The organism is bacterium (genome assembly GCA_035529855.1).
Classification (GTDB): domain Bacteria; phylum RBG-13-66-14; class B26-G2; order WVWN01; family WVWN01; genus WVWN01.
Window position 1 is genome coordinate 1 of sequence record DATKVX010000118.1, and the last position, 23,560, is coordinate 23,560.

At 63.4% G+C, this 23,560-nt stretch carries 19 protein-coding genes and 1 tRNA gene; 4 read left to right on the forward strand and 16 right to left on the reverse strand.

The annotated features are described in order from the left end of the window. Together VMX79_11620 and pruA are read right to left on the reverse strand one after the other, a co-directional pair. Nucleotides 1-1,178, reverse strand: a 1,178-nt coding sequence (locus VMX79_11620) for a glycosyltransferase family 87 protein (GenBank protein HUV87746.1), incomplete at its 3' end; no start/stop codon positions are given. Between the two features lie 1,587 nt (nt 1,179-2,765). Continuing rightward, entirely contained in the window at nt 2,766-4,316 is a 1,551-nt protein-coding gene (pruA, locus tag VMX79_11625; GenBank protein HUV87747.1) for an L-glutamate gamma-semialdehyde dehydrogenase, read from the reverse strand. A 184-nt stretch (nt 4,317-4,500) separates the two neighbouring features. Here pruA and VMX79_11630 point away from each other — a divergent pair, with 184 nt between their 5' ends. Then, entirely contained in the window at nt 4,501-5,940 is a 1,440-nt protein-coding gene (locus VMX79_11630; GenBank protein HUV87748.1) for a glycosyltransferase family 39 protein, read from the forward strand. 13 nt (nt 5,941-5,953) lie between these two features. Here the strand turns inward: VMX79_11630 and VMX79_11635 are convergent, their stop codons facing one another. From VMX79_11635 to dnaA, 5 genes are all read right to left on the reverse strand, one after another. Then, the gene (locus tag VMX79_11635; GenBank protein HUV87749.1) at nt 5,954-7,180 is read right to left on the reverse strand and encodes a glycosyltransferase family 39 protein; all 1,227 of its coding nucleotides are present in this window, start codon (nt 7,178-7,180) and stop codon (nt 5,954-5,956) included. Nucleotides 7,181-7,242: 62 nt separating this feature from the next. Then, on the reverse strand, nt 7,243-7,917 hold the full coding sequence (locus tag VMX79_11640; GenBank protein HUV87750.1) for a HEAT repeat domain-containing protein: 675 nt from the start codon (nt 7,915-7,917) through the stop codon (nt 7,243-7,245). Beyond that, a complete protein-coding gene (locus VMX79_11645) occupies nt 7,907-8,881 on the reverse strand; it encodes a ribose-phosphate pyrophosphokinase (GenBank protein ID HUV87751.1) in 975 nt (324 codons plus the stop codon). Before VMX79_11645 ends, VMX79_11640 begins: the two co-directional genes overlap by 11 nt. 30 nt (nt 8,882-8,911) lie before the next feature. Further along, nucleotides 8,912-8,983, reverse strand: a tRNA-Gln gene (locus tag VMX79_11650). A 323-nt stretch (nt 8,984-9,306) separates the two neighbouring features. Next, nucleotides 9,307-10,665: a chromosomal replication initiator protein DnaA gene (dnaA, locus tag VMX79_11655; protein HUV87752.1), complete on the reverse strand. Its 1,359-nt coding sequence runs from the start codon at nt 10,663-10,665 to the stop codon at nt 9,307-9,309. A gap of 642 nt (nt 10,666-11,307) precedes the next feature. Here dnaA and VMX79_11660 point away from each other — a divergent pair. Genes VMX79_11660 through VMX79_11670 form a run of 3 tightly spaced genes read left to right on the forward strand, consistent with a single transcriptional unit; the run spans nt 11,308 to nt 13,800 of the window. Then, on the forward strand, nt 11,308-12,150 hold the full coding sequence (locus VMX79_11660) for an ABC transporter ATP-binding protein (GenBank protein ID HUV87753.1): 843 nt from the start codon (nt 11,308-11,310) through the stop codon (nt 12,148-12,150). Next, the gene (locus VMX79_11665) at nt 12,143-12,958 is read left to right on the forward strand and encodes an ABC transporter permease (GenBank protein ID HUV87754.1); all 816 of its coding nucleotides are present in this window, start codon (nt 12,143-12,145) and stop codon (nt 12,956-12,958) included. Before VMX79_11660 ends, VMX79_11665 begins: the two co-directional genes overlap by 8 nt. After that, the gene (locus tag VMX79_11670) at nt 12,958-13,800 is read left to right on the forward strand and encodes a ChbG/HpnK family deacetylase (protein ID HUV87755.1); all 843 of its coding nucleotides are present in this window, start codon (nt 12,958-12,960) and stop codon (nt 13,798-13,800) included. The genes VMX79_11665 and VMX79_11670 overlap by 1 nt, the downstream gene beginning before the upstream one ends. A 74-nt stretch (nt 13,801-13,874) precedes the next feature. On the opposite strand, the gene VMX79_11675 is transcribed toward VMX79_11670, so the two are convergent. The 9 genes from VMX79_11675 to mnmG form a co-directional block, all read right to left on the reverse strand. Further along, the gene (locus VMX79_11675) at nt 13,875-14,702 is read right to left on the reverse strand and encodes a hypothetical protein (protein ID HUV87756.1); all 828 of its coding nucleotides are present in this window, start codon (nt 14,700-14,702) and stop codon (nt 13,875-13,877) included. Nucleotides 14,703-14,724: 22 nt separating this feature from the next. Beyond that, nucleotides 14,725-16,011: a sugar phosphate nucleotidyltransferase gene (locus VMX79_11680; protein HUV87757.1), complete on the reverse strand. Its 1,287-nt coding sequence runs from the start codon at nt 16,009-16,011 to the stop codon at nt 14,725-14,727. A gap of 152 nt (nt 16,012-16,163) precedes the next feature. After that, nucleotides 16,164-17,123 (reverse strand): hypothetical protein, encoded by a 960-nt coding sequence (locus VMX79_11685; protein ID HUV87758.1) that lies wholly within the window; start codon nt 17,121-17,123, stop codon nt 16,164-16,166. A gap of 263 nt (nt 17,124-17,386) precedes the next feature. Beyond that, nucleotides 17,387-18,661, reverse strand: coding sequence for a glucose-1-phosphate adenylyltransferase subunit GlgD (gene glgD / locus VMX79_11690; protein HUV87759.1), 1,275 nt, complete (start codon nt 18,659-18,661; stop codon nt 17,387-17,389). A 6-nt stretch (nt 18,662-18,667) separates the two neighbouring features. Next, nucleotides 18,668-19,507: a ParB/RepB/Spo0J family partition protein gene (locus VMX79_11695; protein ID HUV87760.1), complete on the reverse strand. Its 840-nt coding sequence runs from the start codon at nt 19,505-19,507 to the stop codon at nt 18,668-18,670. Then, nucleotides 19,497-20,261 carry an AAA family ATPase gene (locus tag VMX79_11700; protein HUV87761.1) on the reverse strand — a complete coding sequence of 255 codons (765 nt, stop codon included), beginning with the start codon at nt 20,259-20,261 and terminating at the stop codon, nt 19,497-19,499. The genes VMX79_11695 and VMX79_11700 overlap by 11 nt, the downstream gene beginning before the upstream one ends. Before the next feature lie 51 nt (nt 20,262-20,312). Then, nucleotides 20,313-20,975 (reverse strand): hypothetical protein, encoded by a 663-nt coding sequence (locus VMX79_11705; protein HUV87762.1) that lies wholly within the window; start codon nt 20,973-20,975, stop codon nt 20,313-20,315. A 52-nt stretch (nt 20,976-21,027) separates the two neighbouring features. Then, nucleotides 21,028-21,681 (reverse strand): 16S rRNA (guanine(527)-N(7))-methyltransferase RsmG, encoded by a 654-nt coding sequence (gene rsmG / locus VMX79_11710; protein ID HUV87763.1) that lies wholly within the window; start codon nt 21,679-21,681, stop codon nt 21,028-21,030. 31 nt (nt 21,682-21,712) lie between these two features. Continuing rightward, nucleotides 21,713-23,527, reverse strand: coding sequence for a tRNA uridine-5-carboxymethylaminomethyl(34) synthesis enzyme MnmG (mnmG, locus tag VMX79_11715; GenBank protein HUV87764.1), 1,815 nt, complete (start codon nt 23,525-23,527; stop codon nt 21,713-21,715). Between the last annotated feature and the right edge of the window lie 33 nt (nt 23,528-23,560).

Sequence of the window (23,560 nt, forward strand, 5' to 3'; positions counted from 1 at the left end):
GCGTCTTCGGTCGCGGCACCCCAAATGTCGGCGGCGATTAACGTGTGTCCGGCGAACGAAAGCGCCAAAAGGGTGTAACACGCGTACCGGACGCCGGCGGCCTCTATCCGCGGCGCGTAGTACAAAACCGCCATATACGGGAAAATCGCGACGACGAAATGCTGCAACCAAGCCAAGGGTTGTAACAGAACGCCCGTCAACACGATCAAACCCAAGAGCAAGTTATCTGCGGCGGGCCCGGCGCGCCTTTTTATAAAACCGCATTTGACTACGAAGAACGCGATAACGGACGCGAACAGCGCTACGGTTGCGGCGTTCAGCCAACGGAGATGCCGCCACACATATAGATAACGCGGTGGGTGCCCCCTGTTAATCAACCTATTATATGCGTATAACGAAGCGGGCACCGACTCGTTGCGCTCGATGACGTAATAATAATGCTCCGCGACAGCCGGGCGTAAAACAATTTGATACCAACGCCGAATTAAATGGGCGTTGCGACCCCATCCGAGGAAAGCCGCGGACGCCGTAGACAAAACGGCGGCGGCGATGACTACACTTAATAAGGCACGAAACTTCCGGCGGATCAACAAGTAGAGCAAAAGCGGCGCCGCCATTAACTTCACCAAGACGGCCGCGCCCATTACCGCGCCGCCGGTTCCCTTCTTCCCTTGTCGTATTAAGTATACGCCGAGAAAACCGAACGCCCATAACGGCACGTTTATCTGCCCCGAGCCGAGGTTGTCCCACCATAACCTTGCGGAAACGGCCGCCGTCGCCACCAATACCCAATTCAACTTGCCGCCGCGGAGGTTGACCAACTTCCGCCTAAGCCACGCCGATAACGGTATGGCCGGCGACTCCAATAGATATAACGAAACGCTGAACAGGAGGATTAAAGAGCCGAAATTGAAAACGAACCATAGCGCCGCGGCGACGACGCGCGGTAGGAGCGCGAACGGAACCATCAACAGGGCGAAGAACGGCGCGCACAGATAACCGGCGGTGGCCAAACTGCTTCCGGCGTACGGGTCGCCGTCCGTCAATATCGCCTCGCCCGCCTCGAAATATCTTAGAACGTCGCCCCGCGCGGCGCAACGTTCAACCCACTCCACGGCGAACGCGACGAACGCCGCGGCGACGACCACTAGTAAAATTAATACGACCCACCTCCTCATCTCATTAAACTCGCGAGGCCCCCTTCCTAAAATCAGGCCCGGCCGCCGCCCCGCTCCGCGGAGCGGCCCCGCGCCTCGAGCCGAAACAGTATAACCTCCCCGAAGCCCCTGCCGCGGCGGAGCGGTTCCTGCTCCCTACAGCTTCTCGCTCACCAGCTTGGCCTGCGTGAACAAGAGCAGGTAATCGCGGCCGCCGGCGACACGCGGCAAAAAGTTGAACGACCACAGCGGCGTAAAGCAATAATATGGCGAAGGTAATGATTTTTAACCGGAAAAACACGTCCTCCGTCGCGGCCCCCCAAATGTCGGCGGTGGTCAAAGTGTGTCCGGCGAACGAAAGGGCCACAAGCGCGTAGCACGCGTACCGCGCGCCGCCGGGCTCCCCCCGCCGCGCGTAGTATAAAACCGCCATATACGGGAAAATCGCGACGACGAAGTGCTGTAACCAAGCCAAGGGTTGTAACAGAACGCCCGTCAACACGATCAAACCCAAGAGCAAGTTATCTGCGGCGGGCCCGGCGCGCCTTTTTATAAATCCGCATTTGACTACGAAGAACGCGATAACGGACGCGAAGAACGCCCCAGTAGCAGCGTTAACCCAACGGGAATGACGCCGCAGGTACAAAAAACCCGTAAGGTCCCCCCTATTAAACAACCTATTATATGCGCACAACGCAGCGGGCACCGACTCGTTGCGATCTAAATTATAATAAAAATACTCAACGACCGCCGGACGTAAAACGACTTCGTGCCAACGGCGATTTAAATCAACGTTACGACTCCATCCAAGGAATGCCGCAGACGCCAAGCATAAAACCGCGGCGGCGATAACTACGCTTAACAAGGCGCGGTATTCCCGGCGGATTAACAAATAAAGCAGTAGCGGCGCCGCCATTAACTTCGCTAATACGGCCGCCCCCAGTACGGCGCCGCCCGTTACCTTCTTCCCGCGCTGTATGAAGTATAAGCCCAGAAAAGCGAACGCCCATAGAGGTACGTTTATCTGCCCGGAGCCGAGGTTGTCCGACCATAACCTCGCGGAAACGACGGCCGTCGCCACTAATACCCAATTCAACTTGCCGCCGCGAAGGTTTACCAACTTTCGCTTAAGCCACGGCGCCAACGGCACGGCCGGCGACTCTAACAAGTAAAAAGAAACGCTAAAAAGGAGGATTAAAGATCCGAAATTGAAAACGAACCACAACGACGCGGCGACGACGCGCGGCATGAGCGCGAACGGAACCATCACTAGGGCGAAGAACGGCGCGCATAGATAACCGGAGTAGGCTAAACTGCTTCCCGCGTACGGGTCCCCGTTCGCCATTATCGCATCGCCGGCGTCGAAATAAGAAAGACAGTCGCCCCGCGCGGCGCAACGTTCAACCCACCCCACGGCGAACGCGACGAACGCCGCGGCAACGACTATGAATACGATCCACCTCTTCATCTCAATACGCTCGCGACGCCGCCTCCCGTCTTAAAATCAGGCGCGGCCGCCGTCCCCGTTACGCGGAGCGGCGCCGCGCCTCGAGCCGAAACAGTATAACCTCTCCGAAGCCCCTGCCGCGGCGGAGCGGTTCCTGCTCCCTACAGCTTCTCGCTCACCAGCTTGGCCTGCGTGAACAAGAGCAGGTAATCGCGGCCGCCGGCCTTGGAGTCCGTCCCCGACATGTTGAAGCCGCCAAAGGGATGGGCGCCGACAAGCGCCGCGGTGCACTTGCGATTGAAGTACAGGTTGCCGACGTGGCACTCGCGACGCGCCTGCTCCAGGCGGCCGCGGTCGCTCGAGTAGACGGCGCCGGTCAGGCCGTAGACGGTGTTGTTGGATATCCTGACGGCGTCGGCGAAATCCTTGGCGCGGATGAACGCCAGCACCGGCCCAAAAATTTCCTCCTGGGCGACGCGGGCCTTGGGCCCGACGTCGGCGATTATCGTGGGGTTGATAAAGTACCCCTCCGCGGAGCGCTTGTCGCCCCCCAGGACGAGGCGGCCTTCCTTCTTGCCGATTTCAATGTAATCCAGGACCTTGGTCTCCGCGGCGGCGTCGACCACCGGCCCCATAAAGTGGGCGAAGTCGCGCGGGTCGCCCACGGTAACCTTCTCCTTGGTCCGGGCGACGACCTTCTCGAGCACCGTCTCGTAGACGTCGTCGGTGACGATGGCGCGCGAGCAGGCCGAGCACTTCTGACCCTGGAAGCCGTAGGCGCTCGCCATGATGCCGTCCGCGGCGGCGTCCAGGTCCGCGGTGCCGTCCACGATTATGAAGTCCTTGCCGCCCATCTCGGTTATAACGCGCTTTATCCAGATCTGGCTGCCCTTCGGCCGCGCGGCCAGGCGGTTGATGCGGAGGCCTACTTCCCTCGAGCCGGTGAACGCGATGAAGCGGGTGCGCGGATGCCCCACCAGCGTGTCGCCTATGACGCCGCCCGGCCCGGGCAGGAAGTTCACGACGCCCGGCGGCAGGTTAACCTCCTCCAGTATCTCGAAGAACTTATATGCAATCGCGGGGGCGGTGGAGGCCGGCTTGAGGACGACGGCGTTGCCGGCGACGAAGGCCGCGGCCGTCATGCCTACCAGTATCGCGCACGGGAAGTTCCACGGCGGGATGACGGCGCCGGCGCCGAGGGGGATGTAGTACAGGTTGTTCTCCTCGCCCGGGAAGGGGGTGAGCGGCTGCGGCTCGGCGAGCCGCAGCATCTCGCGGGCGTAGAACTCGCAGAAGTCGACCGCCTCGGCGACGTCGGCGTAGGCCTCGAGCCAGTTCTTGCCGACCTCGACCACCATCCACGCCGCGAGCTCGTAGATACGACTCCGCATAATCGCCGCGACGTTTAGGAGGTAGCGCGCGCGCTCCTCGGCCGGTACCCAGCGCCACTTCTCGAACGCGCGGTTGGCCGCCGCCACGGCCTTGCGCGCGGCATCCACGTCCGCCTTCGAGAAGACGCCCACCACCTCGTCGGTCTTCGAGGGGTTAATGGACTTAAATTTGTCCGCGGTGGTCACGCGTTCGCCGCCGATGACGAGGGGGTACTCGCGGCCCAGCTCGCCCTCGACGCGCGCAATCGCTTCCTCCATCGCGAGCTTTTCCGCGGCCTTTTTAAACAGCACTATCGTTTCGTTTTTAAATGGCGGGAGCATAAGCGGTCGCCTCCGTTCTATTTGAATAATTGCCCGTAATTGACACCAGCGGCCCATTTTACGCGGGCGACCGCCTTTAATCAAGCGAAAACCGGCGGCCGGGCCAACGTTTCGTTTGCACGCGGGCCGCCGTTATGCTAAAAATTAAGCCGACCGGCTACCCGAGCGGAAGCCGGATACGGTTATGGGTAAAATAAAAACGTTTTGCGGCCGGTTCTGGGTCCAGGTCGGCGCGGTATGCCTCGTGGCCGTGCTGGCGGTAGCGGCGCGGCAGCTATTGCTGCCGGCCCACGGGCCGAGGGCGCAAATCAGCCCCTTCTTTTCGCTCGTCGACTTCCACTTCGGTTGGTATACGTTCGTGCCGCCGCTGGCGTTCGCGGCCTTTATGTTCCCGCTGCGCTGGGCGCTGCGGCGCCCGCCGGCCGCGAAGTTGTTTTACCTCGCCCTCGCCTTCTTCGCCTTCACGACCACGGTCAACGTGGCGGGCGGCGGCCCCATCAAGATTTTGCCGGGAGCTCTCTGGCAATACGCCTACGACGCGCAAGAGCTATACGCGCACGGCAACTTCCTGCGCGATTATCACGTCCACGTCGTGGGGATGCACTGGCACACGACGGTGCATCCCCCCGGCGTATTCCTCTACCTCTACCCGCTCCTAAAATTATTCGGGGACCGGTGGATGTGGGTCGCGCTGCTGAACGCCCTGGTGGCCGGCGCGGGCGTGGCCTTCGTCTACAAGGCCGCCGAGCTCATCTACGGCGTCGACGCCGGCGACGCCGCCGCGGCGCTGTACGTCGCGACGCCCAGCCTGATCCTCTACGGCTCCACCGTTGACGCGGTGTTGTGCGCGCTGGGCGCCGTGGTCGTCTACCTGCTGGCGTTGTACTTCTCCCGGGGGCGCTTCGCCTACGCCGCGCTGACCGGCCTCGCGCTCGCCGCCGGCACGTTCGTCGCATACCAGTTCGGCTTCATCTGGGTGCTGTTGATCTTGTGGTCTTTACTCTACGTTCTACATCGGCGTAAAGACGAACGCGGCGACGATGCGTCGGCGGGCGGGGTCGTCCTGTCGGCGGGGAGGGTGGCGGCGCTGGCGGCGACGGCCGCGGCGACGTTCGCCCTCTTCTTCGTCGCGGTATACGTCGCGGCCGGCTTCAACGTCCTTACCGAATTCCAATATCAACAACGCGCTTCCGAACGGTATTTCGGCGCCGGCGACAACGTCGTCTACTGGGTCAAGCGCCTTTTCCTCGACGCGCCGGCCTACCCGACGAAGCACCGCTCGTACTTCATGTGGATGCCGGGCAACGTCGTAGCGTTCTTCACGCTACTGGGGCCGCCTACGACGGTGCTTTTCTTACGCAATCTGTGGGGGGAATTAAAAGAGAAAAAGGCCGGCCGGCTCGCGCTTATCTCGGCGGCCGCGGCCTTGAGTTTCGTCCTAATAAACCTCTTGGGCCTTACGCTCGCCGAGACGGAGCGCGTCTGGCTCTTTATGGTCCCCTGGTTCCTGGTGGGGGCGGGTTACTATTTAAAAACGAAAAAGGACCGCTTTTTCTACGCGGCGTTGTTCTTCAACCTTGCTTTGAGTTTTCTCTTCGTAATATTCTTCTACCACGTGAAATAGAGGATTCGGGGCGTTAATCGCCGGCGGAGGGTAGGCCGCGCGCCCGCTCGAGGCAGAACGCCGCGAACGCCGCGGCGTATATTATTAATATGAACTCTATCGGGACGCGGAAGCGGAGGAGCGGTTTCAAAACCGTGTGGGCGAGCGCCACCGCGGCCACCGGCGCCAACAGCGCGAACGTCCGCGACGCCGGCCGGCGGAACAACAAGATGCCCGCCCACGCCGCCACCGTCAACAGGCCCCCGACGACGGTCCAAACGACGAACGCGGCCTTCTTCCTGGCCGACGGCGCCGGGCCGAAGAAATGTACGAACTTGCCCGGGAGCGAAAGGGCGAACCGCATCCGGTAACGGCTGAGCAGCTCGAAGGCCTTCTCCCGATAGAACCGTTCGTACTCGAGGTCGGCGCGCGGCGTTCCCCAATACGCTCCGACTCTCTCGGCGAACTCGAGCGACCGCCGCAGCGCCACCGACGTCGGCACGTCGCCGCCGGCCAGCCGCATATTCCCCTCGTAAAGGACCTGGCCCGCGTTTAACGTGGACGGCACGAACGCGCGGAAGACGCGGTAGTTGCGGTACGTCCACAGGCCGGTCAACGCCAGGAAAGCCGCCGCCACCAGGGCCACCGCTCGCACCCGGGCCGCCGGCCCCCCCATCCGGTAGAACGCCAGGCCCGCGGTCAATACCAGCGCCACGACGAAAAACGACGAGCGGCAGAGCGCCGTCCCCGCCAGCAACAGGCCCGTAACCAGGGCGTAGGCCGCCGAGCCCCGCGACGCCCGGGCGTAGGCGAGTAGCGCCGCCGCCAGGAGGAACGTCGCCAACGTTTCCGACAGGACGACGCGCGACGTCCAGACGTAAACCGGGTGGACCGCGAAAATCGCCGCCGCGATAACGGCCGTCTTTTTATCGAAATAATGCCGGGCCAGGTAGTAGACCAATACCGTCGTCGCGGCGCCGAGGACGACCTGCGCCGCGACCGCCTGGCCCAGCCCTATGCCGAATACCTTGAAGACGCCCGCCAGGAACAGCGGGAAGGCCGGCGGTACGGAGCCCAATAAGCGGCCGTCGGGAAGGACGTACCCGAGGCCGCTCGCGACGTTCCGGGCCGTGCCGAAATAGAAGACCGCGTCCGCCTGCAGCTTGTACTGCGTGAGGGCGGCTACCAACGCTCGTACGACGAGCGCGAGGCAAAAAAAACCGGCGGGGAACAGCCACGCCCGCTGCCATTTTACATCCACTACAGTACCGTCGAGCCGACCCCGGGCCCGAGCCGACGTTTTACGCCCGCGACCCCATCCCCCTACAAACCCATTTCTTCGAGCGCCTTCGCCGCGGCCTTGCGCACCTGCTCGTCCTCGTCGGCCGCTGCTACCCGCTCCAAGGCCGGCCGCGCCCCCCGCGCCTTCAACTTCCGCAGGGCGCCGCAGGTCTCGAACCGCACCCACTTGTAATCGTCGCCGAGGGCCGCGACGAGCGCGTCCGTGGCCGCGGCTTCGCCGAGCTCGCCCAGGCCGTACGCCGCGCTCGCGCGCACGTCCCCCTCCGCCGCCTCCTGCAACGCCTGAACCATAGGCTCGAGCGCCCGGTTGTCGCCTATTTTCCCGAGCGCGCCCAGGATGAAACGCTTCACGCCCGGCTCGCCGTACGGCAGCTTGTCGATAAGCGGGGAGACGGCGCGCTTATCGCCTATGTTGCCGAGCGCCTCCGCCGCCAACAGCTGGACCTTGGTATCGCTGTCGTCCAGCGCCTCTATCAAACCCGGGGTCGCGACGTCGAACCCCATCACGCCCAGCGTCCGCGCGGTGTCCCGCCGCTCGGTCACGTCGGCGCTCTTGAGCATGTCTATCAAGAAATACATGTCCTGCGGCGGCTTCTTTTCGGCCGCGACGGCCGGCGGAACTAACGCCGCGGCCAAAACCAACGGAACGGCCTGCCTTACGACTTCGAAGACCGGCGAACGCAAACTAGCCTCCATCGAACAACCTGCTTATGGACCTGTTGCGGTATATAGCGTCGACGGCCGCGCCGAAAAGCCCCGCCACCGAGCATACTTTGATCTTACCGCCTAAGCCGTCGGCCAGCGGTATGGTGTCCGTCACGAATAAAGCCTCCAGGCGGCTGCCCTCTATCTTGGCCAAGGCATCGCCCGCCAGGATGGAATGAGTGACCACCGCGACGACGTCTAACGCGCCTTGCTCGAGCAACAGCGAAGCCGCCTCCACCAGCGAGCCGCCCGTCGAGACGATGTCGTCGATCATGACGACGTGCTTACCCTCCACCTCGCCTATCATGCTGAGGGCCGCCACTTCATCCGGGCCCTTCCGGTCCTTGTCCACCACAGCGAAATCGACCCGGCCTACGTGGCCTTTCTCCTCCCGCATACGCTCGAGCCTTCGCGCGAACGACCTCGCATTCTTTACGCCGCCCACGTCGGGCGATGCCACTACTAAATCGTCGAACCCGAGCCCCATCACCGCCTTCGCGAAAATCGGCGCCGCCGTCAGGTTGTCCACCGGGATATCGAAAAACCCCTGTATCTGGCCCGCATGCAGGTCCATCGTCAGAACACGGTCCGCCCCGGCGCGCGCAAGCAGATTAGCGACCAACTTCGCCGTTATCGGCACCCGTGGTTGGTCCTTACGGTCCTGGCGCGCGTACCCATAATACGGTATGACCGCGGTAACCCGGTAAGCCGACGCCCGCCGGAGAGCGTCCAATATTATCATCAACTCGAGCAGGTTCTCGTTGACCGGCGGACACGTGGGCTGTACGACGAAGCAGTCGCGCCCGCGGACGTTCACCTCAACCTTGACCGACACCTCGCCATCCGGAAACCGCGATACCGACATCCTGCCGGGTTTATCGCCGAGCGACGCAGCTATGCGATACGCGAACGCGGTGTTGCCGCTCCCGGCGAATATTAACCTCTCAGGTTCCATCGTACTCACCTTGCAAGCTCAAAACCGAGTCTGGGGCGGGTGGATTCGAACCACCGCGTGCGGGTTCCAAAGACCCGTGGCTTACCGCTTGCCTACGCCCCAAGGTTTTCCACTTGTGGGGAATTATATAATATATTTTATCTATATAATATATAACTTTATAGTACTTATGTTTCAAGTAAAAACGTCGAAACCGGTGGAGTTCGGTTTAACAACCGTAGGGTTTCTTGGAGGTGGGTAAGAAATTGGCTGGTTACTCGTGGCCGGAGGCGTTGTTTACTAGTGGAAAAACGTTTCTCCACATTTGGCGGATGGGTATTGAAAGAAGGTTAGGCGGTTTGTAGAAAAGGGTGGTCGTACGGTTAATAACCTCTAGGGTTCGGCGGGAGGTGGCGTTTTTAAACGGGTTTTGGGACCCCGGTGTTTTACGGGCTCATCCGCTCGAGGTTTTTTTCGATATCGCGTAATGCTTTTGCGCTGTCCTCGTTGCCGGCGGTTAGCTCGCCCTCGATCTTAGAGACGGAGTAAAGGACGGTCGTGTGGTCGCGGTTGCCGAATGCCAGGCCTATGTCGGAGAGGGAAGAAGCGGTTTTTTCGCGGCAGAGGTACATCGCCGTTTGTCGGGCCCGGGCGATGTTGGCGCGTCGCGACTTTGATAAGAGGTCCCGCCGGGTGACGTTAAAATATTTCGCGGTCGCTTCTTGCAGTTGGTCGATGGACAAGCTCACGTGCCGCTCCTCGGGCACGAGCTCGCCCAAGATTTCCTGGGCCATGGAGAGCGTGACGGGCGTACCCGTGTGGTGGGCGGTGGCGAATAGTCTGTTCAACACCCCTTCTATCGCTCTGATGTTAGTGGTCAGCCGGCTGGCTATGAGGTCGGCGACGTCGTCGGCTATGATGATGCCCTTGAGCTCGCCCTTGCTCGCGATGATGGCCCGGCGCGTTTCATAGTCCGCCGGTTGTATGTCCGCAATAAGGCCCCACTCGAAGCGGGTTCGAAGGCGGTCCTCGACTTTGGGTATGTCTTTGGGCGCGCGGTCGCTCGACAAAACTATCTGGCTGCCGGCTTCGTAAAGCGTGTTGAAAGTGTGAAAGAACTCCACCTGGGTGCCCTCCATACCGGCCAGGAACTGGATATCGTCGACGAGTAAGAAATCGACGTTGCGGTATTTCCGGCGGAAGGCGTCGGTCCGGTTGTTCTTGACCGCGGCTATCATCTCGTTCATGAAGTGGTCGCACGAGAGGTACGAGATGCGAACGCCGTTGCCTTTTTGTACGGTCGCGTGGCCTATGGCGTGGAGGAGGTGGGTTTTACCCAGGCCCACGCCGCCGTAAATGAACAGCGGGTTGTACCGAGCGGCGGGGTTCTGGACCACGGCCCGGCAGGCGGCGTGGCAGAAGGAGTTCGACCGGCCTACGACGAAGGTGTCGAACGTGTACTGGGGGTTTAACTTGGACAACTTCGGGGCCGGGAACTTGGGAGGAGCGTCCGGGCCGGCGGCGTCGCCGAGGAACAGGCCTTCCTGGGCCACCGCGGCCTCGACGTCGACTTTGGCCTCCGGGCCCATAACTTCGCGGGCCTTAGCCTCCAGTACGGCCAAATATTTTTCCTTTATAAATTCGCGGTAAAGGTTATTCGGTACCTCGAGGAGGAGAACGCTACCCGTAACGCCTTTACATACGGTAGGTCGAAGCCACGTCTCGCACTCTTTCCGCCCCAATTCGCCCGCGACGCGGCGGAAGATGTCACGCCACACGCGCGATTCTACGTTTGCCGACTTCACCGACACGACCTCCTCCTCAAGAAAGCGGCCGGGTAGCGGGTCAGGCGTCCGCCCCCGCGCGCGCGGGGCGGACCGAGTTTTCCACAATCGTTTCGGCGCAAGGCCGAGGTCGACGGCGGGTTGCTCCAGTTCGGCGAAACGTGCATCGGCGTTAAGACTCCTGACCCGGCTGCCGGTTTCCCGGTACTCCCATTCGAATCCCGACGCCCTTTAAGGCTACCAACTACTTTATTTGCAGCGCCTTACGATTCGCGAGGGGTTCATCTTTTTGTTAATGCCGGTTAAAAAGCCCTGCCTTTAACAAAGGCAGGCGCGTCGCGAGTTGTATTTCCGACGGCGTTGGGACACGTGGAAGGTTAAGGCCGCCGAAGTTTTGAACAGCTTATCAACAAGTAAAATCAGGCACTTACGACGCCGCGTAATATAGCATATTACGGGGCGATTGCAAGAAAAAAATTCGGCGGCTCGGGTCGAGCCCGGATTATGTCGTTTGACTATACCCCGACGGCGTGTTATCGTCCGTTCGGCTTTCTCGCGATGAATCCTTACGTTCGGCTAAGGGGCGTTGATAAATTTTACCGCGGCCAGGTTTCGCTTTTGAAACCTTGGGCGCGTAGGCCGCGTATAACGGCGCTAAGCGAAGTGGACTTGGACGTCGCGGCCGGCGAAGTCGTGTGCCTGCTCGGCCCCAACGGCGCCGGTAAGACGACGCTCTTGAAGATCGCCGCGGGGGCGGTAATCGCCGACGCCGGTACGGTCGAGGTTGAAGCCGCGTCGGTAGGTTTCGTGGCCGGCGGCGAGCGGAGTTTCTATTGGCGGCTCTCGGGCGCGGAGAACCTGAGGTTTTTTACGGTCCTTTTCGGCATACCGGGGAGCGAGGTCCGGGCCCGGGTCGCTTCCGCGCTCGAGCGCGTGGGCCTGGGGGCGCGCGCCGACGACCCGGTGCGGACCTATTCCGGCGGTATGCGGCAGCGGCTTGCCTTCGCCCGGGCGTTGTTGCCCGACCCGGCGTTGTTGCTCGTGGACGAGCTGGCCGGTGAGCTGGATTACCCTACGACGCTGGAGTTGGCGCGTTTCGTGCACGACGACCTCGTAAAGGCCGAGGGGCGCGGCGCCCTCGTCGCGACGCACCAATTGTGGTTGGCGCGCATGATCGCGGACCGGCTCGTAGTGCTGGTACGCGGCCGCGTGGTGGCCGCCGGACCGCCGGCCGAGGTCCTCGGCACGCCCACCGCCCGCTACGGTGCGAGGCTGGCGCGGCTCGAGCCGGCCACGGTGGACGCGTTGGGGCGGTACGTGGCCAACGTGGAGGTGGAGCGCGGACGGGAGACTTGCTTCGTATACTTCGACGAGCCGGCGGAGGCCCAGGCGCTTGCGGCGGCCTTCGGCGTGTTGGCCGAGGGCGGGGCGTCGCCGGCGATAAGGCTTCCCGAGCCGACGGAAACGGCGTACCTTTCACTCCTGCAGGGGGGCGCGGGTGATTAGCCTCTTCCGGATATGGGTCGCGTTCGTGCGGCGGGATTTTTTGAACTTGGCCTCGTACCGCTTTTCTTTCATAATGGGTTTGGCGTCGCTTTTATTTTACCTCCTCATATTCTTCTTCGTGGGTCGCGTATTTTCCGGGTTGGGCTCGATGTACCTTTCGCGGTACGGCGGCGAGTACTTCTCGTTCGTCATCGTCGGCCTGGCGATGCAGACTCTGGTGGGCGCGGGTTTGGGAGGGCTGTCGCAGGTCATCGCGAGCGAGCAATACGTCGGGACGCTCGAGCCGATGCTCGGCCGAAGGGGCGGGGGGTTTCGCATTTTAGCGGCGGCCTCGTTGTCCCGATACATAGTTTCCTCGGGGCGTTTTATCGCCTACCTCGTTCTGGGGGCTCTCGTGTTCGGCGTTTCGTTTCGGCCCGCGGGGTTTCCGTTGTTTTTCGCCGTAACCGCGCTTACGGTCGCCGCGTACTTCGGCCTGGGGATGTTGTCCGCGGCTTTTCTCCTCGTTTTTAAGCAAGGCAATCCCATAAACCTTTTCTTCGGACAATTGGCGGCGCTCCTATCGGGGGTGTATTTCCCGGTGGAAGTGCTGCCCGACTGGCTGCGGGCGGTCGGCGCGTTTATCCCGTTGACGTACGCGCTCGACATAGGGCGGTCCGCCGTCCTGGGGGGCGCTACGCCCGCGCCCGCGGCGAGGCCGATGATCATTCTGGGCGGCTTCGCGGTCGCGGCGCTGGCCGCCGGTGGCGTGGGTTTCCGGTGGGCCCTCGCCCGGGCGAAGCGCGACGGCTCGCTTAGCCAATACTGATGGTGGCGTGGGGAGAGGGGCGCGCGGTGCGGCTCATCGTAAATGCCGACGACTTCGGCGCGAGCGTGGCAATCAACCGCGGCGTCGAGCGGGCGTGCCGCGAGGGAATAGTGACGTCCGCTTCGCTGATGGCGGGCGGCGCGGCCTTCGACGACGCCGCGGCCCGACTCGACGATTTCCCGGAGCTCGGCGTGGGCGTACACTTGACCCTTTCGGCCGGCCGCGCGGTTCTCGAGCCCGGCGCGGCGCCGACGCTGATAAGTCCGGCCGGCGCGCTTCCCGAAAACGCCGCCGCCTTCGCGCGCGGTTTTCTTTCGGGTAAAATTTCGTCGGCCGAAGTACGCGCCGAGCTCGCCGCGCAGCTCGCGAAGGTCCTGGGCGCGGGGGTCCGCGTCACCCACCTCGACAGCCACCAACACCTGCACAACTTCTCCGGCGTAGCCGGCGTCGTAGTGGACCTCGCCCGCGAGTTCGGCGTACGCGCCGTTCGCTCGAGCCGGTGCCGGTTGTGGCCGCCCGGACGGCGCTGGCTGAGCCGCCAACTCGCGGTCAGATTGTACGCGGAGGCCTTCGGCGCCCGCGCCCGGCGGGCGGGCCTAAAGATGCCCGACGGCCTGGAGGGCCAGGAATGGGCCGGCGCCCTCACGGCCGAGCGGTTGGCGGCGACCGTCGCGAGGCTCGGGCCGGGGACGTGGGAGCTTTTGTGCCACCCCGCGGCGGCCGACGACGCGGACGCCGACGGTTACGACCGCGCGGGGGAGCTCGCCGCCCTCACTTCGCCGGCGGTGCGGGCCGTGTTGGAGGAGGCGGGCGTTCGCCTCGTAAACTACGCCGCGTTGTAGCGGTCGTCGGTTTGCGTAACCGAACGCCGCTCCGGACGGGTTCGCGCCCGCGGGCGCGAGCCGTTTTTATTTAACTAACGGAAGAGGGCTTTGACGCGGCCGAGGCTCGCCGGCGCCACGACGAAGGGTCCGTACTCGTGGGGGTCGGTCGCGATCTCGTAGACGTAACGTTCGCCGGTGAAGGTGGAGACGAAGATGGTTTGGAGCGAGGGGCGGCCGAAGCAGGCGCCGCCCACGTATTCGTCGTTGACGTTAAACGCGAAGCTCGCGACGGGCGTGCCGGCGGCGGTGTATTCGCGGGCGTCGTAGTTCGGCCTGCCGGAAACGACCCACAGGTTTCTCCCGCCGAACGCCAGGCCTTGGTTTTTGGCGTGGGCCGCGGCGAACGAGGCCAGCACCGAGCCGGTGCTGGTGAGCCGGTACACGAGGGCGGATTCGTACGAGGAGGCGTATAGGTAGGAGCCGTCCCACGTGAGGCCGTTGACGTGAGTACCGGCCGGGAACGGCCCGTCGAACTTGTTCGTCAGCCCGCCGGTGTCGGCGTCGAGGACGATTATCTTCGCCCGGTCTTCCGGCGTTTCCAGGTCGTCGGCGACGTAGATGCGGTTGCGCGACCCGGACCGCCAGGCCAGGTCCATCGCCCAGTAGACGTCGGCCGGGCAATTTAACTGCTTCTCGACGCTGGCGTTCGCGCCGTCGAAGGTGAACCTCAGGATCCTAACTTGTTTCGGGCCGCGGTTGTCGGCCACGGCGTATTCGGCGCCGCCGTCGAAGGCGAGGCCGCGGGGGCCGTTCAGCGAAAGCTCCGGTATCTGGAAACTCGCGACGATGTCGCCGGGGGCGGCAACGGCCGCAACCGCCGTCGCGGCGAAGGCGACGGATACTCGTAAACCCTTAATCATTATTCTACCCTACAATATAACATTACCGGCGGCCTGCGTCCAGGGGGCAAGCCGAACCACGCGCGCGCACGTATTCTCCCGCGGCGACGTCGAGGGTATCGAAGTCTTGTGCTCGGGCGCCGAACTCGACGCACGCGTTCCTGGCGAGACGGAGCTTCGGCGGCAGTTCGCTCTCCCGGCCTACCAGGACCAGGCCCGACGTAAGCTGTTCGGCGTAAAAGCGGTTCGGCGGGTAGTCGTCGCCGACGCCGAGCACGCAACCGTCGCCCACCGTAACCTCTTTGTCGATTACGGCGCGCTCGAGGCGGCAATCGGCGCCGATGCGGCACTCGTCCAATACGACGGAGGACTCGATGACCGAGCGGGGGCCGACGGTCACGCCGGGGAAGATGACCGAGTTGCGCACGGTCCCGAAAATTTTGCATCCCTCCGCGACGAGCGAGCGCGCCGCGGAGCCGCCCGGGTAAAAGCGGGCGGGGGCGTAGTCGCGGCTCGGCGTGCGGATGGGCCAGGCTTCGTCGTAGAGGTTGAAATCCGGCAGCTCCGTTATAAGGTCCATATTGGCGTCGAAGTAGGCGTCCACGGTGCCGACGTCGCGCCAGTAATCCTCGAAGATATAACAGTAGACGCGTTTGTCGGCGATTAGGGAAGGTATGACGTGTCGGCCGAAGTCCGTCATCCCCTCGGCGACGCGCGCCATGGCGTCGAAAAAGGCCTCCCGCGTGAAGAGGTATATCCCCATCGAGACCATATCGGATTTGGGGACCGGCGGCTTCTCCTCGAAGTCGACGATACGGCCGTCCGGCGCGAGCTCAAGCGTACCGAAGCGCGCGGCATCCGGGCGCGGCACCCGCAGCGTCGCGACGACGACGTCGGCGGCCTTGACGTCGAGGACGCGCCGCAGGAGGTTGTAATCCATGGCGTAGACGTGGTCGCCGGCGAGGACCAGTACGTACGCGAAGTTGCGCGCGGCGACGTAGTGACGGTTCTGGTAACACGCGTCGGCCGTTCCCTTATACCAGTCGGAATCGACGCGGCCGAGATGCGGCTGCAGCAACTCGACGCCGCCCCAGCTGCGGTCGAGGTCCCAGGCGCGGCCTATGCCGACGTGTTTCGCGAGGGACCGCGGCCGGTACTGCGCCAGCACCGCGACGTGGAAGATGCCGGAGTTCACGCAGTTGGAGAGCGTGAAGTCGATGAGGCGGTAGCGGCCGCCGATGGGGACCGCGGGTTTAGTCCGCCGGCGGCACAACTCCGCCAGGCGTTCGCCTTTGCCGCCGGCTAGTATGAGGGCGAGGGTACTTCGCATACGGCTCTATTTTATACTACGACGTTCGCGATACAAGTAAAAAATCGGTATCGCGGGCGCGGCGGGAGCGTCTCATTCCCCCGACTGCGGCTGTGGAATAGGAAAGCGGCCCTTGCGGGCCGCTTTTTTTCAAATGTTGCCGGCGCGGCGTTTTACCGCATCAAAGCCTTAATCCGGCCTACGGAAGCGGGCGCAACGCCCGGGAAGTTCCGGTACTCGTAGATGGTACCCTTGGTGCCGACGGCCCAACCGTGCGCGCCGTCGACCATGTAGAGGCCGGAGAAGCTCTCGGACGTCGGCGGGATGGTTTCGTGTTTTTTCCAGCTCACGCCGTCGTAGCGCAGGATGACGCCGTCGTCGCATACCGCCCAACCTTCCATCGGGCCGGTGAACGCCATTTCGCGGATGGCGGCCGTGGTGGGCGTAGCGACCCGTACCCAGCTTATGCCTTCGTAGTGGAAGAGGTAGCCTCCGGCGCCGCCGGCCCACACGTTATTCTCGGATAGGGCGTAGATGCAGAAGAAGTTCGTGGTCGTCGCGGCGCTGACTGCGGTCCATTCCGCGTTCGCGAAGTGGAAAACTTTGCCGTTGTTGCCGCACAACCAACCGTCGTCCGCGCTCGAGAAGTGGATGTCGTGGAGGGCGGCGAGGACCCCTATGTCCCACCGGCTCCACGCGCCTTTGTTCCCGCCGGTCCAACGGAAGATGGTGCCGCGTTCCCCTATGGCCCAGGCCACCGAATTTTGGCCGGGCGGGATAACGACGCCCAAGATATTGCGGTTCGTCGGCATACCGGCGAACTTCCAATTGGTGCCGTTGAAGACGGCGCCGCTGCCCTGGTAGCCTACGGCGAGGCCGAAATTCGCGGTACCGAAGGCTACGTCCTGGAGGTACTGCGTGGGCCACGTGTAATTTATGGCCCATCGGCCGTTGCGGTAGTGCAGTATCTCGCCCCAGTAACCGACGGCCCAACCGTTGTTGTCGTTGACGAACGCTACGGCGTTAATGTCTTTTTCGGTGGGGGTTTTATATTGTAACCATCCGGAGCTGGCGTCGGTGAAGCACGCCGTCGCCGCCACAGCTACTACGATCGTCATACATACCCGCTTCATCTTGCGTCACCTCCTGTTGAGGGCCCTTTTTGCAACGGGTCAACCGTCCCTGTGCGCGGGACGGCTTCGAACGCTTCTTGTCGCCAACCCTCCCGGGACGTTTCATATTGCGCTTAATTAGCGCGGCTAAATTTCCGCGCCGCCGTAATTTAACACGTGCCGATACGCGTCGAATTTAAAATACTCTACGGCCCTTGTCAAGTATTTTTTTCAGGAAAACACGCATATTGAATTGATTACGTGCGTTCATTTAAAAGGTTTTTTTAACCGGCAACGTTCGCGGAAGCGCCGTTCGGCATAGACCGGCCGAAATCCGCTAATGTTCTTTCGTTCGTGCCGACGCCGAGCAGGCAGTTTCTCCCGACGGCGAAACGCGCTGGTACCCGCACCCTCTTGCCGATCAACGTTATCCCGCGGCTCAGCTGTTCCGGGAAATTCTCGTTGGGCCGCGGTTCGCCGACGTCGTCGCCGACGCGGGCGCCCGGCCCCACCCGGACTAATTTATCCAATATCGACCGGTCCAACGACGCGCCGGCCCCCACCCGCGTCCCGTCCAAAATAATCGAGTCTTTTACCCGTGCGCCCGCTTCGACGTAGACGCGCCGGAACAGCACCGAGTTTTCCACGCGGCCGTTTATTATGGACCCGTCCGCTATAAGGGAATTTACCACCTCCGCCTCCGGCCCGAATTTCACCGGAGGGTCGTCCGGCAGTTTGGTGTATATGGGCCAGCCGGGGTCGTCGAAATCGCAGGTCGGGTTCTCGGCCAGGCACTCGAAGGTAACGTCGTAGTAGTCGTCAACCGTGTCTATGCGGGCCCAGTAGTCGTCGTACCGATACGCGGCGACGTTACCCGCCGCGACGGCGGGCACGGTTATTTCGGCGGCGATGTCGGTGCCGCCCCGCGTCTCCACCTCGATTAATTTTTTTACGAGGAAAGGCCGGTCGAAGACGTATATGTCCATAAACGCGTACCAGGGCCTTCCGGCCGGCGCGGGTTTGCCGAACGCCGCGACGACGTTGCCGGGGCCTATTTCCACTGCGCCGTATCGAGGGGTTTCAGCCGGGGGCATCTTTTTCACAACGAGCGTTACGTTCGCGGGCGAGACGGCGTGGAAGTCGAGCAGCGGCCTGTAGTCCATTTTGTATACGCCGTCGCCGCCCGTCACGACCACGTACTCGAACCGCTCGTCGTCGACGACCTCCAGGTTTTGGGCCAGCGCGTCCGCGGTGCCCTCGTACCAGTGGGTCTCGCCGCCGCGGTAGTAGGGCTCGAGCAGGCGGATGCCGCCGTCCCGCCGGTCGAGGTCCCACGGCTTGCCGATGCCGATGTGGGCTTTCAACGACTCGGGGAGGTACTGCGTGAGGACGCCGACGTTGGTTATGCCGGACTGGGCGAGGTTGGAGAGCGTGAAGTCGATAAGGCGGTAGTGGGCGGCGAAGGGGACGGACTCCTTGGCCCGGACGCGGGAGAGGGCGAGCAGGCTGTCGCCCCGGCCGCCGGCGAATATCATCGCCAGGACGTTGCGCATCGGCATTTTCAACTAACCCTTCTTTAACATCGCTTCCGCCAGCCGATTCAAATCTTCGGCGCTGTAGTAGTGGACATTGACGGTGCCGCGCTTCGCCGAGCCGGTTATCGTTACCTTGGTCGCGAGCGACTTCTCGAGCCGGGCGGCGAGGTCGTCGAGGTACGGCGTCGCCGCGGCGGGACGGCGGCCGCCCTTGGGCGCCGCCCGCTTAGCCAGCGCTTCGGCCTGCCGCGCCGAAAGGTTCTCCCGGCCTATGCGCCGGGCGAGCGCTATCTGGCGCGACTTCGGCTCGACGCCTACCAAAGGCCGCGCCTGGCCGGCGTTGAGCTTGCCCTCCTCCAACATCGCCAGCACCGGCGCCGCGAGCTCGAGCAGCCGCAGCGCGTTCGAGACGGCGGCGCGGCTTTTACCCACCGCCCGGGCGACGGCCTCGTGGCTCAGGCCGTACTCGGCTACCAGGACCTTGAACGCCGCGGCCTCCTCGACCGCGTTCAGGTCCTCGCGCTGCAGGTTCTCCACCAGCGTCAGCGGCAGCAACATCTCGTCGGGGACGGCCCGGACGACGCAGGGAACGGCCTTCAGGCCGGCCTTGCGCGCGGCCAGCAGGCGGCGTTCGCCGGCGACCACTTCGTAACCCTTGCCGGCGCGGCGCACGACGAGCGGCTGCAGGACGCCGTGCTCGCGGATGGAGGCCGCCATCTGCGCCAGCTCCTCGGCGCCGAAGCGGCGGCGCGGTTGACGCGGGTTGGGCTTTATCAAGTCTACGGCGATTTCGCGGCCGGCGACGCCTTCCCCGGCGCCGGGCGGTATCAGCGCCTCCAACCCCCGCCCCAGCACTTTCTTAGCGGCCATCTTCTAAAACCTCCCGCGCGAGCGCGAGGTACGCCTGCGCGCCGCTCGAGGCGGCGTCGTACAAAAGGACGGGCAGGCCGAAGGAGGGCGCCTCGGCCAGCCGCACGTTGCGGGGTATGACGGTCCGGAAGACGGCCCCGCCGAAGTAGCGGCGAATTTCCGCCGCCACCTGCTCCGACAGGTTGGTCCGGCCGTCGTACATGGTGAGCAGAACGCCGTCGACGTCGAGCGACGGGTTGAGCCGCTCGCGCACCAGCGCCAGCGTCTCCATCAACAGGCCCACGCCCTCCAGCGCGTAGTACTCGCACTGGATGGGGAGGAGCACCGACTCCGCGGCCACGAGGGCGTTCACGGTCAGGAGGCCCAGCGAGGGCGGCGTGTCGATGAGTATATAGTCGTATTCGTTCGTGAGCTCTTTTAATTTAAATTTGAGTCGCGCCTCGCGGTCCTCGGCGTCGGCGAGCTCGAGCTGGGCGCCGACCAGCCGGGGGTGGGCGGGCGCGAGCTTGAGGCCCGGGACGCCGGCCTCGACGACGACGTCCGAGAGCGTGGCCTCGCCCAGCAGCAGCTCGTACGTCGTGGCGGCGAGCGCGTTGCGGTCGACGCCCAGGCCCGAGGTGGCGTTGGCCTGCGGGTCGCAGTCCACCAGCAGGACGCGCCGCTCCGCCGCCGCGAGGGCGGCGGCGAGGTTGACGGCGGTGGTCGTCTTGCCGACGCCGCCCTTCTGGTTCGCGATCGCGACGAACTTCTTCATATCAGCGTTTACGTTTCACGTGAAACGTAAGTGGAGCGGTAGACCTTAAAGTTAGTGCCCCGATGGCGCGTTCGGGTCGAGCCAATGGGACTTGAAGATTCGGGGGAGTTTAATATCCCGTTCCCTTTTCTTATATTTCTCGGCGGCGGACGTGACACCCCAACCCAATTCTTTGAGGGTGTAAACGTGCTCGTGCCATACGTACCTGATTTGAATTTTTAATGGGCCTTTGAAACGGTATTCGAAAAAGGGTTCGTGGAGTTCGATTACGGTCCGGGTGTATTCGTACGGCATGTCGGGGTATTCTAGTTTGATGGCCCAGTCCGCTAGGCCACGGCCGAGGATAACGCGAGGCGGGCCGTACGGATTCGGGTTGTAGATGTACTCTTTCTTCGAGGCCGGGATAACGAAATTGTCTATTCGGGAAATGTCGAATTGGGGCTTGGCCTTCTTTTCGAACGCGTGAGCCCAATTATCCCGGGCGTACTTCTCTAGGTCCGCCCACGTCGGCATGTCGCCGGGGCCTATATACGTATAGAATACGTAGTATTTCCGCGACCGGTCCCAGCTGTAATAAATTTTTGGCGTCGATATCCTCTCGATATATCCCTCGCCGTAATAGTCCGGCGGGTCCATCGCCAGCAGATAAAGCGCTTTATACTTCGCATCCTCGGCCGAAATTTCCTCCGCGCTTACGTTAGCCGAGGCCGCCATTACTAAAACGGCTAGAACTGTATATATTCCCCGCGGACGTTTCACGTGAAACCTAATCCTTAATCACCTCGACGAGGAGGCGCGGCCGCGCCAGCGTCGGCAAATTATATCGGTGTATATTGGCCAAGCGCCCGCCGGCGGCGCGCGTCTCGGATTCCAAATCGCTAAGCCGTTCCTCGGCCACGTTCCCCAGGAAGAGGGCCGCCCGGCCCCCCGCTTTGACCAGCGGCAGCGACAATTTCAACGCGGCGTCCGCTCGAGCCAGGGCCTTCGCGCAAACTATGTCGAAGCCGCTTCCGGCCAGCTCCTCCGCCGACCGCGCGTCCACGGTGACGTTCCCCAACTCGAGCTCGGCGGCGGCCAGCCGCAAGTACTCCGCTTTGCGCGGGGAAGGTTCGATTAACGTTATTTTCAAATCCTCCCGCACGATCGCGAGCGGCAGGCCCGGGTACCCCCCGCCGGAGCCTACGTCCGCCAGCCTTTCGGCCGGCCCGGGCGGCGCTAATTCTTGCAACTTCAAGCTGTCGAGGACCAAATGGACGACGTACGCCTCGGCCTCGAGCGACGCCGAGAGCTTTGCCCGTTTGCGGTATTTTTCGTGGAGAGCGGCGAGTTTTTTAAACTTCCCCCGCGCCTTTTCGCCCGTTTCGGCCAGGTATTTATCCACAAAAAAGCCGACGTCGGCTCGAGCTGTTCGCGTACCCACGTCGGCATATTAACTCCGGCCGCGCGGCCTGTCAACCGCGTTTTCCCTTAATATATCGCAGCAGGATTATCAAATCCGCGGGCGTGACGCCCTGCAGCCGCGACGCCCGGGCGAGCGTCGCCGGCCGGACGCGCTCGAGCGTCTCCCGCGCCTCTTTCGAGAGGCCCGTAAAGCGGTAGTAGTCGAGCGTTTCCGGGAGCGCCGCTTCCTCGTAGGCCGCGAGCGCCGCGGCCTCGTCCTCCTGCCGCCGGACGTACCCCTCGTATTTGATATCCGTCTCGACGCGGGCCCGCGCCGCCTCGCCGAAGGCCGCAAGTTCGGGCAATTCTTCGGCTAAATATTCCAGAGAAATCTCGGGGCGCTTGAGCATCTCCGCCGCGGCCTTGCGGCTTGCGCCCTCGCCCACCTTCCGCTCTTCCAACGTCTTACGTAGCGTAGCGACTTCCTCCCGGAATCGGGCCAGCGCCCGGCGCCGCGCCGCTTTGACCAGGCCGAACCGATACCCGTACTCCAGGAGGCGGTCGTCGGCGTTGTCCTCGCGGAGGCGCAGGCGATACTCCGCCCGGGCGGTGAACATGCGGTACGGCTCGACGTGCTCCTTCGTGATGAGGTCGTCGACCAGGACGCCTATGTACGCCTCGTCGCGGCGGAGCGCGAACGGCTCGTCGCCGCGGCAAGCGAGCGCGGCATTTATGCCGGCGACCAGCCCCTGCGCCGCGGCCTCTTCGTAGCCGGAGGTGCCGTTTATCTGCCCCGCGCAGTAGAGGCCCGGGACGGCCTTGGCCTCCAGCGTCGCCTCGAGCTGGCGCGGCGGGACGAAGTCGTACTCCACGGCGTAGCCGGCGCGCGTCATCCAGACGTCCTCCAGGCCGGCGACCGTTCGCAGCGCCGCCTCCTGCACGTCCACCGGCATGCTGGTCGCGAAGCCATTTACGTAGAACTCGTCGAGGCGGCGGCCCTCGGGCTCGAGGAAGAGCTGGTGGCGCTCGCGGCCGAAGCGCACCACCTTATCCTCAATGGACGGGCAATACCGCGGCCCGGCGCCGACGATGACCTTCCGGAACAGCGGCGAGCGCTCGAGGTTGTCCGTCAGCAGCTTCGCCGTCCGCTCGTTGGTGTACGTTACGTAGCAGGGGAGCTGTTTAATTTTTAAATAGGGCTTCGTGAACGCCGGACACGGTTCGTCGCCATATTGGACCTGCGTCTTGTTTAGGTCCACCGAGCTCGCCTTGACGCGGGGCGGCGTGCCGGTCTTGAGGCGGCCGATATCCATACCGAGCTCCCGCAGCGAATCCGATAGGCCCGCCGCCGGCGGTTCGCCGACGCGGCCTCCCTCCTCCCGGCGCATGCCGAAATGCAGCAGGCCATTAAGGAACGTCCCGGGCGTGAGGACTACGCCCGGGGCGGGGAAGAAGACGTCGCCGGCGATTACCCCCTCGACGCGCGAGTCGCCCGCGGCTATGGCCGTAACCGTCGCCTGGCGGAGCTCGAGGTGGGCCGTTTTTTCCAATAGGCCCCGGGCCCGCCGGCGATATTCGTCGCGGTCGCACTGGAGGCGGGTCCCCCGGACCGCCGGGCCCCGGGAGCGGTTCAACGTCCGGCCCTGGACCGCCGCGGCGTCCGCCAGCAGGCCAATCGCGCCGCCGAGGGCGTGGACCTCCTTGACGAGGGGGCCCTTGCCGACGCCGCCGACGGCGGGGTTGCAGGACATCAACCCTATGGTGTCGAAGCGGCCGGTGAGGAGCAGCGTCCGGCAGGCCATCGCGGCCGCGGCCCGGGCGGCCTCGACGCCGGCGTGGCCGCCGCCCACCACGATGACGTCGTACGTTTGGGGGTAAGTCCACATAATCCCTATATGTGGCGTCAGTTTTTACAAACT